Annotated in this window: 15 protein-coding genes; 4 read left to right on the forward strand and 11 right to left on the reverse strand. The window is 41.6% G+C overall.

Annotation, left to right across the window (positions count from 1 at the left end):
- Nucleotides 1–41 precede the first annotated feature (41 nt).
- From HWE15_RS13840 to HWE15_RS13860, 5 genes are all read right to left on the reverse strand, one after another.
- Nucleotides 42–365, reverse strand: coding sequence for a hypothetical protein (locus HWE15_RS13840; protein WP_290508137.1), 324 nt, complete (start codon nucleotides 363–365; stop codon nucleotides 42–44).
- Between the two features lie 52 nt (nucleotides 366–417).
- A complete protein-coding gene (locus tag HWE15_RS13845; protein ID WP_290508138.1) occupies nucleotides 418–711 on the reverse strand; it encodes a transcriptional regulator in 294 nt (97 codons plus the stop codon).
- 1 nt (nucleotide 712) lies between these two features.
- Nucleotides 713–1,327 (reverse strand): hypothetical protein, encoded by a 615-nt coding sequence (locus HWE15_RS13850; protein ID WP_290508139.1) that lies wholly within the window; start codon nucleotides 1,325–1,327, stop codon nucleotides 713–715.
- A 119-nt stretch (nucleotides 1,328–1,446) separates the two neighbouring features.
- The gene (locus tag HWE15_RS13855) at nucleotides 1,447–2,637 is read right to left on the reverse strand and encodes an esterase (protein ID WP_290508140.1); all 1,191 of its coding nucleotides are present in this window, start codon (nucleotides 2,635–2,637) and stop codon (nucleotides 1,447–1,449) included.
- A 126-nt stretch (nucleotides 2,638–2,763) separates the two neighbouring features.
- Nucleotides 2,764–3,780, reverse strand: a complete 1,017-nt coding sequence (locus HWE15_RS13860) for an alpha/beta hydrolase-fold protein (RefSeq protein WP_290508141.1) — start codon at nucleotides 3,778–3,780, stop codon at nucleotides 2,764–2,766.
- A gap of 144 nt (nucleotides 3,781–3,924) precedes the next feature.
- Between HWE15_RS13860 and HWE15_RS13865 the strand changes: the two genes are divergently transcribed.
- The gene (locus HWE15_RS13865; protein ID WP_290508142.1) at nucleotides 3,925–5,304 is read left to right on the forward strand and encodes an amidohydrolase family protein; all 1,380 of its coding nucleotides are present in this window, start codon (nucleotides 3,925–3,927) and stop codon (nucleotides 5,302–5,304) included.
- Here HWE15_RS13865 and HWE15_RS13870 read toward each other — a convergent pair.
- Nucleotides 5,298–6,224, reverse strand: coding sequence for a nucleoside hydrolase (locus HWE15_RS13870; protein WP_290508143.1), 927 nt, complete (start codon nucleotides 6,222–6,224; stop codon nucleotides 5,298–5,300). The two genes, HWE15_RS13865 and HWE15_RS13870, sit on opposite strands and share 7 nt — an antisense overlap.
- 201 nt (nucleotides 6,225–6,425) lie before the next feature.
- On the opposite strand from HWE15_RS13870, the gene HWE15_RS13875 reads away from it, so the two are divergent.
- Both HWE15_RS13875 and HWE15_RS13880 read left to right on the forward strand, forming a co-directional pair.
- Complete coding sequence (locus HWE15_RS13875; RefSeq protein WP_290508201.1) at nucleotides 6,426–7,274, forward strand: carbon-nitrogen hydrolase; 849 nt, start codon at nucleotides 6,426–6,428, stop codon at nucleotides 7,272–7,274.
- 3 nt (nucleotides 7,275–7,277) lie between these two features.
- The gene (locus HWE15_RS13880; protein WP_290508144.1) at nucleotides 7,278–8,351 is read left to right on the forward strand and encodes an agmatine/peptidylarginine deiminase; all 1,074 of its coding nucleotides are present in this window, start codon (nucleotides 7,278–7,280) and stop codon (nucleotides 8,349–8,351) included.
- A gap of 145 nt (nucleotides 8,352–8,496) precedes the next feature.
- On the opposite strand, the gene HWE15_RS13885 is transcribed toward HWE15_RS13880, so the two are convergent.
- From HWE15_RS13885 to HWE15_RS13900, 4 genes are all read right to left on the reverse strand, one after another.
- Nucleotides 8,497–9,699 (reverse strand): serine hydrolase, encoded by a 1,203-nt coding sequence (locus HWE15_RS13885; protein WP_290508145.1) that lies wholly within the window; start codon nucleotides 9,697–9,699, stop codon nucleotides 8,497–8,499.
- 22 nt (nucleotides 9,700–9,721) lie between these two features.
- A complete protein-coding gene (locus tag HWE15_RS13890) occupies nucleotides 9,722–10,411 on the reverse strand; it encodes an ABC transporter ATP-binding protein (protein WP_290508146.1) in 690 nt (229 codons plus the stop codon).
- Complete coding sequence (locus HWE15_RS13895; RefSeq protein ID WP_290508147.1) at nucleotides 10,408–11,664, reverse strand: FtsX-like permease family protein; 1,257 nt, start codon at nucleotides 11,662–11,664, stop codon at nucleotides 10,408–10,410. The genes HWE15_RS13890 and HWE15_RS13895 overlap by 4 nt, the downstream gene beginning before the upstream one ends.
- A 79-nt stretch (nucleotides 11,665–11,743) precedes the next feature.
- Nucleotides 11,744–12,832 (reverse strand): efflux RND transporter periplasmic adaptor subunit, encoded by a 1,089-nt coding sequence (locus tag HWE15_RS13900; RefSeq protein WP_290508148.1) that lies wholly within the window; start codon nucleotides 12,830–12,832, stop codon nucleotides 11,744–11,746.
- Between the two features lie 127 nt (nucleotides 12,833–12,959).
- Here HWE15_RS13900 and HWE15_RS13905 point away from each other — a divergent pair, with 127 nt between their 5' ends.
- Complete coding sequence (locus tag HWE15_RS13905) at nucleotides 12,960–13,802, forward strand: alpha/beta hydrolase (protein ID WP_290508149.1); 843 nt, start codon at nucleotides 12,960–12,962, stop codon at nucleotides 13,800–13,802.
- A gap of 9 nt (nucleotides 13,803–13,811) precedes the next feature.
- Here the strand turns inward: HWE15_RS13905 and priA are convergent, their stop codons facing one another.
- Nucleotides 13,812–16,331, reverse strand: a complete 2,520-nt coding sequence (gene priA / locus HWE15_RS13910) for a primosomal protein N' (RefSeq protein WP_290508150.1) — start codon at nucleotides 16,329–16,331, stop codon at nucleotides 13,812–13,814.
- Nucleotides 16,332–16,334: the final 3 nt, after the last annotated feature.

The following is a 16,334-nucleotide window of genomic DNA, read 5'->3' on the forward strand; positions in this document are numbered from 1 at the left end:
TGGGGTAAGTGATGAATAATTTACAAAGAATTGAAGGTTAATTAATGCCAATGGCCAGTGTAATTGAAGACAAAGACTGAGGTAAGCCAAAGGATAATGAAGTAAAGGATACTGCTGAAAATGATAGCGATGAGCTTTCTATTTCCACGAGGAAACCAATGGAATCCCATAAAGAAAAAGAAAATTGCTCCCGCGGCTCCACTCAAAGGAATGAGAGTGAGCGGTAGGTACATCCAGATTTGGAAGATGTTTTCATTTGCCAATGCCAGAAACACCAGCCAAACTGTGGGAAGAATCATCCCCAAACATGCAGGAAGTAGGAGGTCTTTGATTCGAATAGTGGGGGTGGAATTGAATGGATTCATGTTTTCGTATTTTGAAAGTACTTTGATTTTCAAAGTGAATAGATAAATTTTTTTAGGTTTTACTTGTTTTGATCAAATTTTCAAGGAATTCCAGATGGGCCTCAAAGGCCTTTTTTCCGGTTTCTGTTGCGTGATAATTCGTTTGCGGTTTTCTCCCCACAAAGGTTTTTTCAACTTGGATGTACCCTTGATTTTCCAAGTTTCGAAGGTGTGAAGCCAGATTTCCATCCGTCACTTCGAGAATTTCCTTAAAGGAATTAAAGTCATATTCTTCATTTGCCATCAAAATGGACATAATGCGTAATCTGACGATATTCTCAAAGGCCTTATCGTATTCTCCCTTCACCTTATCGATCGTAACGGTAATACATCATGGATCCGTAGATTACATGTAGCAATCCAAAGCCCAAAGCCCAACATATCAGTCCAAAATCAGGGAAAAAGGATGCTAGAATCCCAAGGATTAACTGTCCAATTCCTAGATTTCTGATTTCTCCCAAAGTAAAATGAGAGGCACTTATTAATCCAAGGCCATAGAAAGTCAAGGTAGCAGGAGCAAGCAGCTGGAAAGCACTTTGGTGAATCAAAGCAAAGGAAAATAATCCGCCTGCAATCACTGGAATAAAAAGAGCGAGCAAAAACCGTTTGCTAGCAGGAGACCAAAATTGTTGGGATTTTTTCTGGCTTTTGTACTGACTCAGTAGGTAAGCCGAACCTATTGCGAGGACTAGTACCAAAAAGGCTATTACTAACAGTTTGGTCTGCAACTCGTCCGTTGTTGGGACTTCAGTATCCATTCCAAATTCATAGTCAGGGTAGTAAACCCAATACCAAGCAATTCCTGCACCCAAGAATGCGTAAATTCCAGCCAGTACACCAGAGAGTCCACTCAATGAAAGAAAACGGGTACTCCGTTCCATCATCGATTTTATTTCTGCTAATTCTTTTTCCGGGTTCTTCATTTTAAAAGTACTTTGAAATACAAAGTAAAATAATAATTTTCAATTATTGATGCAATTGAAAATATTTTTCACAAAAAAAGCTCCCGAAGGAGCTTGTAGGTTTAGAGAGCAAAATGGTGTTAAAATAATCTTGGAGCAAACTGACTTAGATAAACTCTCCAGTTTCTCCAAGTATGGCCGCCTTCACTTTCTACATACTCATAAGGCATGTTCATGGAATCGAGTTTGGCTAAGTATTCTTGGTTGGCATCATATAGGAAATCAGTTTTACCAATGGCTATCCAATAGAGTTTGTAACCATTTTCCATTTGCTTTTGTAGGGTTTCGTCAAAATTGCCGTAAACCTTTCCTGTTGCATCCTCTCGTGGCATAATAGCCGCAGAAAACGCCCCGATGTAATCAAAGGTATTGGGATAATATCTTGAAATATGAATGGTATGGAATCCACCCATGGACAGGCCAGCAATTGCTCGGTGTCTTTTGTCAGCTTTTACCCTATAGTTGTTTTCGACAAATTTGATAATGTCCTCAAATGAACTTTCATAGGTTCCATCCATAGTTTTTGGAACCATAAACTGAGGTTTATAGAAGCCCATACTTCCCTCCCCTGGAGCACCGTCTTGGATCACATTTCCGTTTGGCATAACCACGATCATGGGTTTTGCTTTTCCTTGGGCAATCAAATTATCCATGATTTGAGCTGTTCGCCCTAATGAGATCCAAGCTTCCTCATCTCCCCCTGCACCATGCAAAAGGTACAAAACGGGATACTTTTCGCTTGACTTTTCATAGCCTGGAGGCGTATAGATGGTGATCCGTCGGTCCATCCCCAAGCCAGGAGAATCGTACCAACGTCTGGCTACTGTTCCGTGAGGGATATCGTTGGTTTTAAAAAGGTCAGCATGACCACCACCAATGATGAAAATGTTGGTGCTTGAGGCTACATCACGAATTAAGAAGGGATTATTTGGATCCGTTGTTTTAAAACCATCAATGATAAATGAGTAATTGTACAATTCTGGATTTAGAACTTCGGAGATATAGCTCCATACTCCTTGCTCATTTTTCGTCATTTCTACCTTACCCGGACCGTCCATTTCACCCATCGGTGTTTTCATTTTTACAGTAGGCAAAAAGTCTCCAGTGATCTCAACTTTTTCGGCATTAGGGGCCAAAAGTCGGAAAGTAACGGTATTGTTTTCATGAACCTCCGGGGAGATAATTTGCTGTCCTCCAAATAGTGCTTCCTGGGAAAAGCCTAAAAGACTGAATGAAAAAAGAAAGAATGCGGTTAGAAATTGTTTTTTCATGGATTATGAGGTCTATTGTTTCATTTTGGAAAAATAGGTAAAACTCTTGTGAAAACCTACAAAAGCATAAAACTTGATTGAATGATCCTACCGGGAGCATTTTCCTCAAGCTTCAAACTTTCTTTTTCAAAAAGCTAAATTCTCTGAAAAGAAAGGAAGTGCTTTGGTTTGAATTCGCTCGGCTATTCGGTTGAGGTGATCTCCTTCATAGCTTTCGTAGAAATGTGGAATCTGATAGGATTCAAGCAATTCATGGAGCTTTTTTGTTGCCTCGCTGATTCCTCTGTCCTGGAGTCCTGCGTCTATTGCAATGGCCTTGAGCTTTTTCAGGCTTAGGATATGTTGATCGACATAGTTCAGTGTACGATTGGCGATGATCTTATTGATCACTTCCTCTTGTGGCTCTCCGTCTTTTGCCGGCAGATCAAGATAAAGAGGTGGATTTTGTGGGTTGGGTGCAAAAGCTGCAGAAGTGGCCAAAGCAGCTATTTCGAAGAAGGAAGTTTCTTGCAATTGATCTGGAGTCAAGCCTTCCAATTTTTCCATCAATTCTGGATTGGTCGAAGCAGTACCATCCATGCAACAGGGACTGAGGGCATAGATAGCGGCATAGATATCTGGGTTTTTCATACCTAACCGTAAGGTGCCATAGCCTCCCATGGAATGACCAGCTAAGCCTCGGCTATTTCGGTTCGGGATGGTTCGGTAGTTTTTGTCGATGTAGCTTACCAATTCTTGGGTCACGAAAGTTTCCCAGTCTCCAATGGTGGCCGAACTCGCATACATGCTTCCTTTGAATCTGTTGTAGGCATTGGGCATGACTACGATCATTTCTTTGGAAAGACCTTCTGCCAATGATTGCTCGATAACGTTCTGTAAGTTGATCCAATGATCTTCCCAACCAAACCACTGCGAATCTGTGTCAGTAAACCCATGCAGCATGTACAAGACTGGGAATCGTTTTTCAGGATTTGAAAAGTAAGAGGGAGGAAGGTAAACGGTGACATTCCGATCAGCTGGATCACCAATCAAGTTGCCCTCAAGTGCTTGGCTGTGAATTTTGATCCTTTCTTTTGTGCCTTTCTGGGCGAATAATGAGAAAGACCCACAAATGATTAGGAAAAAGAGAAGTAGTTTTTTCATAGGTCATGGATTAAGGTTTGAATAAATGTAGGTTTTACATCTAGTTCGAGCAAAGTTTTATTCAATAAGCGGATTTAGGGTGATTTTCACTTATTTGATAAACTTTTATTTAAATTCAATCAAACGATACCTACCCTTTGCCCCATGAAAAAGATCCTGCTTCTTTTAAGTTTAGCTTTTTTGATCATTCTCCCTGCTTTTTCCCAATATCAAATCATTACTGGAGGTTGGGTTTATGATACGGAAACCAAAAGTTTCAAAAAGAATTCAGGGATTTACTTGGTGAATGGAATGTTTGGAACGGGGAAAGAAAACGTCACCAATTGGGATGTGAAGAAACTTTCCGAAGATGATTATATCCTGCCAGGATTGATCGATTTGCATGCACATTATCGGGTTAGCTTTGAAGGGAAAGCCTATGATGATACAGTTGCCATGCCAAAGATTTTTTTAGCAAATGGTATTACCAGCACCTTTCCTGCAGGTGAAATTGAACCAGAAAAAATGTGGGATTTACAGGAGAAAATAGATGCTGGCCAAATTCCAGGACCACGGATTTTGCATTCGGGACCTTATTTTGGTACGGCAGCGCCTGATTGGGATCCGGATATTTCAGAGTCAGCAATCCGACAACGTGTCGATGAGTGGGCCAAACGGGGAGCCTATGGATTCAAGGCAAAAGGCGTCACTGCTGAGCAGCTCCAAGTGCTAATTGATCAAGCCCATAAACACCAATTGACCGTAACCGGGCATCTGAATTCAGGGTATCGAAACTCTATTAATCCTCAGGAAGCGATTGCCATGGGGATCGATCGGGTAGAACATTTTTTAGGAGGACGATTGCTGGTTGACTCGGTGGATGCATATCAAAGTTTAAAATCGATGGATCCATCAGACCCAAGATTGGATGAAATTATCCAATTATACATCGAGAACGGAGTTTACTTTGATGCTACCTTGGCTACCTATGGAGCTATTGGAATGGTAGATTCTCCGATCTTTTTTGATTTCGCCATTGAGAACGAATATTTCACAGATTTCACTTTGGACATCATCAAATCAAAGAATACTCCCTCTGCTTTCAATGAACTTTGTGCCCTGATTTATCCGGTGAAGCAGGGGACTTTGAAGCGGTATTACGAGGCTGGAGGTTTGATTACGGTAGGAACTGACCGGCCCTTGTTATTGGATAATTATCTAGGTGCTGGAATTGGAGGTTTTTTTATTCATAGGGAATTGGCAGCGATGGTGGAGATTGGAATTCCAGCAGGAGAGGTTATTTATTTGGCGACCCAACAAAATTCAGAAGCTTTGGGTATTGCCGATAAAGCAGGGAGTATTAGCCCGGGTAAATGGGCAGATATGATGATCATTAGAGGAAATCCAATCGAAGATATCAACCGAACCCGAAGTGTGCACACAGTGGTCAAAGGAGGGAAGTTTTACTCCTCCCATGATTTAAAAAATGCAGCAAAGGGGAAGTTGGGGCCTTTGGTTGTGGAAGTTCCGGATGAAGATCAATGAAAAGTTTGATCAAATGATTCCCAAAAGTCCTCTTCCATTTTTTCTGTATTGATCCATGTATAAATTTTCACTTTCCTTCGTGTGTTTTCTTCTGGTGTCAAGAATTCCTCGAATCGAGCCCAATCCGGATGAATAAGTGCTTCGATGATTGCTACATCCCACATAATCCAGTGTTTTTTTTCAGGGTCTTCTTGGGTCCACCATCGAGTATAGGTTTCCCATCGATCGATCAGATAATCTCCCAATTCGGATTTACCTTTCAGCTGCTGATCCACTTTTTCCTTTTCAAAAACTAAATATTGACTCGTGGTAGCGGACATGATGGACAGGTCAAGATTTGGAGTGTCAAATAGAAGATTGACTGCTAGGGTATCATTCCCGGAATTGAACTCCTTTTTGTCAAAGGTATTTGTCTCAGGATCATGCCAGATACCCAAATAGTGAACCTTAATTTTGGGAATGATGCGAGGCTCTTGGAGAATGGCAGAGGCGACATTGGTGCAGCTTCCCAAAATGACCAGATTCAATTTTTCATTTCCAGTCATTTTCAATGCCTCTTGAATGATAAAATCAGAAGCAGGAGAACGTTGGGGTTCTGATTTTGATCGGAGGGGTAAATTCGAACCTATTGGTAATGGAATTTCTGTTCTTTTGGCCAATTGGGCGAGTTCTTCATTGATTTTCTGGCTTTCTAAGACCGTTGAATCACTTGCCAAAGGGGAAATGTGGAATTGAGCAGAAGTGATTCCCTTAATATCCAGTCGGTCGGATGTCATTGCTCCAACCAAAGCGAATAAATCATCCACTTCATTGGCGGTATCCGCATCGATAATTACGGGGATTTTATTATCCTGATTTTTTGAAGGTAAAAAGTTGACTTGAATAAGGATGAAAAGAGAAATAAGAATTAATTGAGGCATTTTTTAATGAATTACCAATGGGTGATTTTGAATACAAACCTACACATGAGGATAGAATGGAGCCAATAATTTAAATAAATGTTCATTGGTTTTATTCCGATCATTCTTTTTCTCCCTATTTGTCAATCCCCACCTTCCAAGGTATCTTTGTCCCTTCATTCTAACGTCTTAGCCGTGGCAAATAAAACCATTAAAGTAGGGATGGTCCAACTCAGTTGCTCTGGGAATGTGGCCGAAAACATGGAAAAAACCATTGCAGGTATTCGAACAGCCGCTCAAAAAGGAGCTCAAGTGGTCGTCTTGCAGGAACTTTTTAGATCCCTGTATTTCTGTGATGTTGAGGATTATGAAAACTTCAAATTAGCGGAAGCGATTCCTGGACCTTCAACAGATACCCTAGGTGCGCTGGCCAAAGAGTTGGGGGTGGTAATCGTTGCTTCTCTATTTGAAAAGCGAGCTGAAGGCTTGTATCACAATACCACGGCAGTATTGGATGCTGATGGTGCCTATTTAGGAAAATACCGTAAAATGCATATTCCGGATGATCCCGGATATTATGAGAAATTTTACTTCACCCCCGGTGATTTAGGATATAAGGTATTCAAAACCAAGTTCGGGAACATTGGAGTTTTGATCTGTTGGGATCAATGGTATCCGGAGGCGGCTCGAATTACTGCTTTGAAAGGTGCTGACTTTTTGGTGTATCCTACAGCTATCGGCTGGCACAAGGATCAGGATGAACTTACCAATGAGGAGCAATACGGAGCTTGGCAGACGATTCAACGTTCGCACGCAGTTGCTAATGGAATTCCGGTTGTCTCAGTCAATCGAACAGGCGTAGAAGGGGAGATGCAATTCTGGGGTGGATCTTTTGTTGCCAACCCTTTTGGAAGAGTCGTTTACAAAGCGCCCCATTTGGAAGAAGAAATTCATGTGGAGGAATTGGATTTGACTGGTTCAGATCGCTACCGTACGCATTGGCCTTTCCTGAGAGATCGAAGAATTGATTCTTACGATCCTATCACGAAGCGTTTCCTTGACGAAGACTAATCCATGAAAGACCTATTTGAATTGGCAAAAAGTGGGGAAGTTACCCCTGCCGAACTGGGTTACTATTTCCCTGCTGAATTCGCTCCCCAAGAGTCGATGTGGTTATCTTGGCCTCACAAGGAAGCGTCCTGGCCAGGAAAGATCGATACGATTTTTGCTCCCTATTCCCAGTTTATCAAGGAAGTAGCCAAAGGGCAAAAAGTCAATATCAATGTAGCCGATGAGGCGATGAAAGGCTTTGCTTTAGGCCATTTGGAAAAGGCCGAAGCGGATTTGAGCAAAGTCCATTTTCATTTCTTTCCAACCAATGATGCCTGGTGCCGGGACCATGGACCTGCATTTGTGATTAACCCTAAGGCAGAACAAAAGAAGGCTATCGTCAAGTGGAACTACAATGCCTGGGGAGACAAATATCCTCCCTATGATTTGGATAATCAGATTCCGATTCGAATCGCTGAGGAGTTAGGAATTCCTTGCTTCAAGCCGGGTATCGTGATGGAAGGAGGTTCGGTAGAATTCAATGGAAAAGGAACCTTGCTGACCTCGACAGCCTGTCTGCTCAACGAAAACCGGAACCCTCATCTCAATCAGGCCCAAATTGAAAAATACCTTTGTGATTACTATGGCGTAAGTAATATCCTTTGGGTAGGAGATGGGATTATTGGGGACGATACGGATGGACATATAGATGATATCACTCGATTCGTCAATGAGGATACGGTGGTGACAGTAGTGGAAGAAAACAAGGTCGATGAAAACCACGAGATCTTAGCGGAAAATCTCAAGCTTCTCCAGAAAATGCGCCTTGAAAACGGCAAACAATTGAATATTGTGGAGCTTCCGATGCCAAGTCCAGTGATTTGGGAAGATCAGCGTTTACCAGCCTCTTATGCCAATTTTTATATCGGAAATGAGGTGGTGGTTGTTCCAACTTTCAGGGATAAAAACGATCAAAAAGCGCTCGATATCCTGACGGATTGCTTTCCGGGAAGAAGGGTAGTAGGGATTGACAGCACTGACATCATTTGGGGCTTGGGATCTTTTCACTGCTTGAGTCAGCAAGAACCTGCTGTATAGAACTAGTTAAAGAGTTAAAAAGAGGCTGTTTTATAAATCGGTTTTTTGTCAGCCTGAGCGGAGTCGAAGTTTATTTCCTGTACCCAGTATTACATTTCGATTTCGCTCAATGTGACACTTTACTTTTTAAACAGCCTCTTTTTGATTATTCAATGATAGCTTGATAAACCATTTGTCTCATTTTATCACCATAATAGCTCGTGTACTGACTGTTTTGAGTCATCAGAAAGGATACCATATTTTCCTTAGGATCAATAAAGAAGTAGGTGCAATAAGCCCCATTCCAAAAATACTGGCCCTTTGACCCTAAGAGGTCAGCATCAGCCAGATCGACCATGAGTCCAAAACCTAAGCCAAAGCCATAGCCTGGGTCATAGCTAAGTCCTTCAACATGATTTTGGGTCATCAGTTCAATTGTTTTTGGGCTGAGGTATTGTTTACCATTCCATTCCCCACCATTGAGAAGCATTCTGGCAAAAATGGAGTAATCTTGCGCAGTAGAAAATAGCCCATGAGTACCCCCAAAAACAGTATTTCCTGAAGTTTTGGTTTGATTGGGCATTTTGATCAGTTTCCCTTCCTTGGAATATCCATGTAGGGCGATCATGCGTTTTGCTTGTTCATCGTTAAGGTTATAGCCTGTGTCTTTCATATCCAAAGGGTCGAAAAGTCTCTCTTTTAAAAATTGATCAAATGGCTGGCCCGAGAAAATTTCCACCAACCTTGCCGCTATATCTGGAGAGGCAGAATAATACCACTGTTCGCCCGGTTGCCCAATTAATGGAATACTGGCAAGCGCCTTTACCCGAGATTCAATACTTGCATGAGGCTGAGCATAGAGCGCATCCCTTACATCAATTTCTTGCTGGGTAGATCCCAATCCATGTGAAAAACCAGCAGTATGACTTAGAATTTGTGCAATAGTAATCTTTTGCTTTGCAGGATCCGTTTCTCCATTTTTCCCATCCTCTGGATTTTTTAGTACTCGAAGATTTTTGAATTCAGGAATATAATTTTCAACAGGGTCGGATAAGAAAAATTTCCCTTCCTCATATAACATCATCAATGCTACTGTGGCAATGGGCTTGGTCATGGACTGGATGTAAAAAATTTGGTCGTTTTGCATTGGAGTTTTGGCTTCAATATCACTTAAGCCATAGGCCCTTTCGTAAGCCTTTTCACCGTCTTTGTAAATCAAAACAACGGCCCCCGGAATCTTCCCATTAGAAATTTCGGATTCTAAAAAATTATCATAGCGCTCCAGTCTTTCTTGCGATAACTGGTTTTGTGCTAATAAAGTGGAAGCGCTGAAGGCGATTGATAGAATAAAAAGAGCTAATTTTTTCATAATTAATTTGGTGTGTTTGGTTTTATGATTTAATGACCCTCCCATCCTCCATTTCAATAATTCTGTCCGTTCCCTCGGCGAATTCTTGATCGTGGGTTACTACCAGCATGGTTTGCTTAAACTCCTGGGCGAGTTCCTTGAACTTATTGAAAACGATGTCGGAATTCTTTTTATCCAAATTTCCTGTAGGTTCATCGCCCATGATTAAAAGTGGGTCATTAATCAAAGCTCGTGCTATGGCTACACGTTGCTTTTGTCCTCCAGAAAGCTGATACGCTTTTTTTAAGGCATGTTCTTCCATCTCAAAAATTCGAAGCTTTTCCATGGCCCGATATTCCAATTCTTCCCGAGAGAGTTTTCCCAGTTTCAGTCCCGGAATCATGATGTTTTCTAGGACTGAAAATTCATTTAAGAGGTAATGAAACTGAAAGACAAAGCCGATTTTTTCATTTCTAAGATGGGCAAGGTAATTTCTGGGTTTTCCAGTGATCAATTCCCCGTCCATGTGGAGCTTGCCTAGGTAATCGGTGTCCATAGTGGAAAGAATATAGAGTAGGGTGGATTTACCACATCCGGATTTACCCACCACCGAAATAAATTCACCTCGCTTCACTTTAAAGCTTACCTTTTTGAGGACTTGGGTTTTTGTTGGATTGTAGAAAAATTTTTCAATCCCTTCTGCCTGTAGTACCGTTGGATGATTATTTTTCATTTTCCTCGAATAATGTCCACTGGATCCACTCCACTTGCTTTTCGTGCAGGGAAAAAGCCTGCCAAATAGGTTGTGATCAAGCTAAAACTAGCCCCTATGAAATAGTATTTCGGATTATAATCAACCGGAAATGTCTTGATGGTAGGTAAGGCCTCTGTTTCAAAGGGAATCTGATCTATTCCCAAACAGGCAAAATATCCAAATATCAATCCTATTCCTCCGCCAATCACCCCTATGGAAATGGCGATAGTAATGAAAATCCGATTGACGTCTGTACCGTTAAATCCAATGGCTTTCAGAATAGCAATGGTGTCTAGCTTCTCATAAATCATCATGTTTAGAATATTATAAATACCAAAACCGGATACGACCAAGAGGGTGATACCTACTGCGTAGCTGATTAAAGTCCTGATATTCGTACCAGTCTCAAATTGAGCGTTTACAGTTTGGATATCATCCGCGTCGATATTGTAAATCTGCTCGAGTTCACGAGCCATGGAAGGAGCCAAGTCCAAATTATGTAGCTTCACCTGAATATCTGTCACATAGGAGGGAGGTTCGCCCAGCATTTTTTGAACAGTATTGATGGAGGCAAAGCTGTTTGCATTGTCATAATCTCCCAATCCGGATTGGTAAAAGCCAACTACCTTGACCTGCATTTTATTTCCTTGTGCAGTTGTGATTTGAATGACGTCCCCAATTCCTGTCAGCATCCGATCCGCCAAGCCTTTTCCCAAAATGATAGTGTTTGTCTGGTTTAATTCTTCAAAATTTCCAGAAGTCACATAATCTGTAAAGGCAAAAAGTTGGGCTTCTTTATTGACATCGATCCCGTTAACTACTCCAGTTAGGTCAATGGTACCCACATTAAAAAATACCTGGGCAGCAATTTTTGGACTTACACCCAAAACCCGTGGATCATTTTCTAGATTTTGGATGATTTTTTCGGCATTGTAAATCGCCAGTCTGCTCGTGCTGGGTTTGATGGATCGAATGATTTTCCAGGTATTTTCAAATTCATCGTTGATGTCTACCGGCTGATTGGGATTGGGTTTGATTTCATTATAAAACCGAATGTGAGGTGTTCGATTCAATACCAATCCATCCAACATGGTATTTAGCCCATTCATAAATCCCAAAAGGGTCACAAACATGGTAATACTAAACATGACACCCACTGCAGCAACAGCGGTTTGTTTAAACCTAGCCAACATGAGGGCTCGTGAAAGTTCAAAAATCAAGGACCATTTCATGTGTTAAAAATTTGCTTTTTAATGGTCCCAAGGCTCATTACATTATAAATTATATTTCTGCTTTTCCTCACGCCTGGTATCATGGCTTGATCAGTTTTTGGTCAGCATTGATTCCTTCGATGATTTGAGCAAATTCAAAGTTTTTAAGTCCAACTTTAACTGGGATAGTATCTCCCTCTTCAAGGATGACCTGTTGATCATTTATCAAATAATTCCGAGGAATTACCAATGCATTTTCAACTTGATTAGTAACGATATTTGCCTCTAAACTTAAATTGGGATAAAGCACTGGTGGTGGGGTCGTAAATACTGCTTCGACCGTAAAGCTTTTGGATTGAGTATCCATTAGAGGATAGATTTTAGTAACCTTCCCTTCAAATGTCTGATCCATATAGCTATCCATTCGGATGATAACTCGTTGGTCCAAAGCGATTTTTGAAATATCATATTCATCTACCAATAGTTCCATAATAAAGTCATCCTCATCTCCGAGTACTGCTACTACCGTTTGGGGGCCGACCATTTCCCCTTGTTCTTTGGGAAGTGCATAGACCTTTCCGTGAATTTTACTTTTCACTACAAATTCACTTTCTAATACTCTGCTGATTGCCAGGCTTTTGGAAGCGCTTTTTGAGGTGTATTCGATTTCACGTTTGAGGTCTCCATATCGAATTAATGCTGATTCGTAACTGTTTTTGGAGTTTTCATAGGCTAGTTTTCGCTGCTCCAATTCCACTTCAGTCCCAATATTTTGAACCCATAATTTCTGCTGCCGGGCATAGAGAAGGGAATCATTGTGAAATTTGCTTTTTGCCAAGTCAATAGAAAGTTGTAGATCCCTGAGTTTGGATTGATTTTGCTGATAGTCTGCAAAGGCTTGTGCCAATTCTGCATTTTCCCTAGAGAGCCGTTCCCGTTCATTATAGACAGCCAAAATGGGATCACCCTCATTTACCACATCTCCTTCTTTCACAAAGATTTCTTGAATGGGGCCCGAACCAACCGCAAATGCTTCGTATTGGTTTACGGCTTTGATGTTTCCAGATGCATAGACCGATTCCGTGATGGATTGGTATTGTGGGATGAGGGAACTTTCTTCAGAATCGCTACAAGAAAAGGCAACAATTCCCAAAAAAACTGCTAGAAAGTACTGTAGACGAAGTTTCATGTGCTGGAAGTCAGTACTCAAATAAATACCTTAGTTACTGGTTTTTTTATGATAATTGTCAACTTAAAAACAATAATTTCCCCAAACAAAGATTTTGATAGCAAGTTAGCTTATCACTTATTCCTTTATGCGCAGTTATTTACTCCTTCTCTTATTGGCCCTAGAATCCTGTGCTTTTCGAAGTGTGGTTCGAACCAAAGACATCGCTTATATCCAAAGCGAAAATTCGCTCAACTTACCGGCTAAAAATCTCAATGTTTTTTCACCCAAAAAAGCTGCGGATCTACCGGTTTTGATTTTTGTCCATGGTGGAAGTTGGAATAAGGGGCGAAAGGAGATTTATGACTTTTTAGGGAATCGAATGGCTCGAAGGGAAGTGGTAACGGTAATTATTGATTATCCCTTGGCTCCGGATTTTCAAGTGGATGCCATGGAAAAAGCAACGGTTCAGGCTGTCAAGTGGGTTAAGCAAAATATTGATCAATATGGTGGAGATCCGGGACGAATTTATATCTCCGGACATTCGGCGGGCGGCCATTTAGCTGCTTTGGCGGCTATAAAAAAGGAGCCTTGGGAGGAAGCTGGGCTTTCCAATCCACTGAAGGGTGCGATATTAAATGATCCGGCTGGGCTGGATTGGTATTGGTTTTTGGAAGAAATGAAGGGCAAACCCAACGGGGAGGATAATTACGATGCTTTCACGGATAATACAGAAGTTTGGAAGGCCTACTCACCGATTTACTTTTTGGAAGGGAATGAAATTCCTTTGTTGATTATGGAAGGCGAAAAGACCTATCCCGGAATTCGACTTACAGTGGAACGTTTTCGCAAAGAAGCCGAAGAAAAAGGGACGGATTTGACCTATTCTTTCTATCCTAAAACCAAACATATTCCGATGATTACTCAGTATTTCTGGACCTGGAGTAAAGGATTTGGTGATGTTTTGGATTTTATTGAAGCAGAAAAATAAGCCTTGGATTTAGTTGGGATCCACATCGATGATCCATCGGACGGAACGGAACTCAGTCCGCGATTGTAATTCTTCCAAAATTTTGCCAAGACTTTTCTTAAAAGTGTGCTGTGTCGCTCCTGACCGGTCCAGTTTGATCAAACTTTCGAATTGGTATTGGTTTTTAATTCGTCCGATCAGGGCCTTTTCTGGTCCTAGGACAATCTTTTTTACCCCAATCTGCGCCATTCCCCGATGCAGTGCTATGGCTGCTTTTTCTGCAGTTTTAAAGTCGGTATGCCGAGTCGTAATCTTGATGAGCTTGACAAAAGGCGGATAGTAAAACTGCTTTCGTTCCGCTAGTTCAACCCTGAAAAAATCCTTGTAATCTCCCCTAATTACTTTTTCATATAGGTCCTGTTCAGGATTACGGGTTTGGATAATGACTTGGCCTTTTTCAGATCTTCTACCTGCTCTACCAGCTACTTGGGTGATCTGCTGAAAGGCTCGCTCTCCAGCTCTGAAATCCGGAAAATTTAAAATCCGATCCCCGTCCCAAATTCCCACTACGGTCACCCTTCCAAAGTCGAGCCCTTTGGTAATCATTTGAGTTCCCACTAAAATGTCGATCTGACCCGCTCCAAACTCATCGAGGATACGTTGATAGCCATATTTATTTCGTGTGGTATCTAGGTCCATTCTCCCCAACCTTGCCTCGGGAAAGAGCAGGCTTAAGGATTCTTCGATTCGTTCTGTCCCCATCCCTTTGGTAGAAAGTTGGCTGCTTCCACAAGCTGGGCAGGAAGTGGGAACTTTTTCCTTATAGCCACAGTAATGGCAGCGCAATTCTTCAGAAAATTGATGGTAGGTAAGACTAACGTCGCATTGCACACATTCGGCAGTCCATCCGCAATCCTCGCATTGGACATAAGGGGAATAACCTCTACGGTTTTGATAAATTAAGACCTGTTCGTTTTTTTTCAGTGCTTCCTGAATTTTCTCCCGCATAAGTCGGGTGGAATCGAGCTTAAGGAGGTTTTTTCGACGGTCTGCTCCTAAATCAGCTAAGTGAAAATCCGGAAGTTTTGCATCTCCAAATCGCTGATGAAGTTCTACATAGCCATATTTTCCCTGAGTTGCATTGTAATAGGATTCAAAGGATGGGGTTGCAGAACCGAGGAGGATTTTAGCTTGATGGAAATAACCCAACATAATGGCAGCGTCTCTTGCATGAAAGCGGGGAGCTGGGTCAAATTGCTTGTAGCTTGCCTCATGTTCTTCATCTACTATGATCAATCCTAGGGAATCAAAGGGTAGGAAAATGGAGGATCGCACTCCGACTACGAATGAAAATCTCCCGCTGAGTACACCATTCCAAACTTCTACGCGCTCATTATCAGAGTATTTGGAATGGTAGACACCCATCTTTGAACCAAAAACTTCCTGTAAACGACTCACGATTTGGGTGGTCAAGGCAATTTCAGGGAGAAGCAACAATACCTGAGATCCACTTTCCAAGACCTCTTGAATCAACTGAATGTAGATTTCAGTTTTTCCACTTCCGGTTATCCCATGAAGCAGGACCGTTTGTTTCTCTTCAAATTGGCTCTTGATGGATTGGATTGCTTCTTGTTGGGTTGTGGAAAGTTGAAAGGCTGTTCGTTCAGGGTGAATTTCTTCGAGTCGATTGACGACCACCTTGAAGGATTCAAAAACCCCATTTTTGATTAGGGTTTTCAACGAACTTTCGGAATCTCCCTCTTCCAATAGCGTGGCTTTATCCAATCCTTTTTCATTCAATTCAGGCTTTTGGAAAACAGGGACATCTCGCAGGTATTTCAGTAAAATTGACTCTTGCTTGACTTTTCCAGAAAATGACTCAAAAAGACTTTCTAAAGCCTTTTTATCTTGAGCTAAGTCACTTCGAAGACGGATTCGGGTTTCGATTTTGGGGGTGAATTTTTCCTGTACTTTTTCAAAAATCAAAATCGCTTCCTTTGCAACCAGACTTTTCAGAATAGGATGAATCGTCTTGATTCCCAATACCTTCTCGCAATCATCGTAGCTCAGTTCCGATTGATTCTCAAGTGCTTCTAAAATCTTTTCTTCCCGCTCATCTAAGGGATAGGGGCTTTTATCCCTGTCAAAATTAGGATTAACTTGAATCCGTGATTCGCTGGATAACCGAAGCCCGGAAGGAAGGGCAGCATGCATGACTTCTCCGATATGGCAGCAATAATATTCTGCCATCCATGCCCAAAATCGGATTTGTAGTGGATTGACCGAAGGCTGCTGATCCAAAACCTCCAGAATAGGCTTGGCTTCGTAAACCTGCGGAGCTTTATTGTGGACTTTTCCGATGATCCCAGTCAGGATTTTTTTTCGTCCGAATTGAACAATAACCCGTGCTCCAATCTGGATTTCGTCATGCAGGTTTCGTGGGATTTTGTAAGTGAACATTCGAGGAATGGGCACTGGCAAAATCACGTCTGCGAACGAAAATTCAGGTTGACTAGTCGGTAAATCTTTTTCTTCGAAAAGGTTCAGCACAGA

It is taken from the genome of Algoriphagus sp., assembly GCF_013373065.1.
Classification (GTDB): Bacteria; Bacteroidota; Bacteroidia; order Cytophagales; family Cyclobacteriaceae; genus Algoriphagus.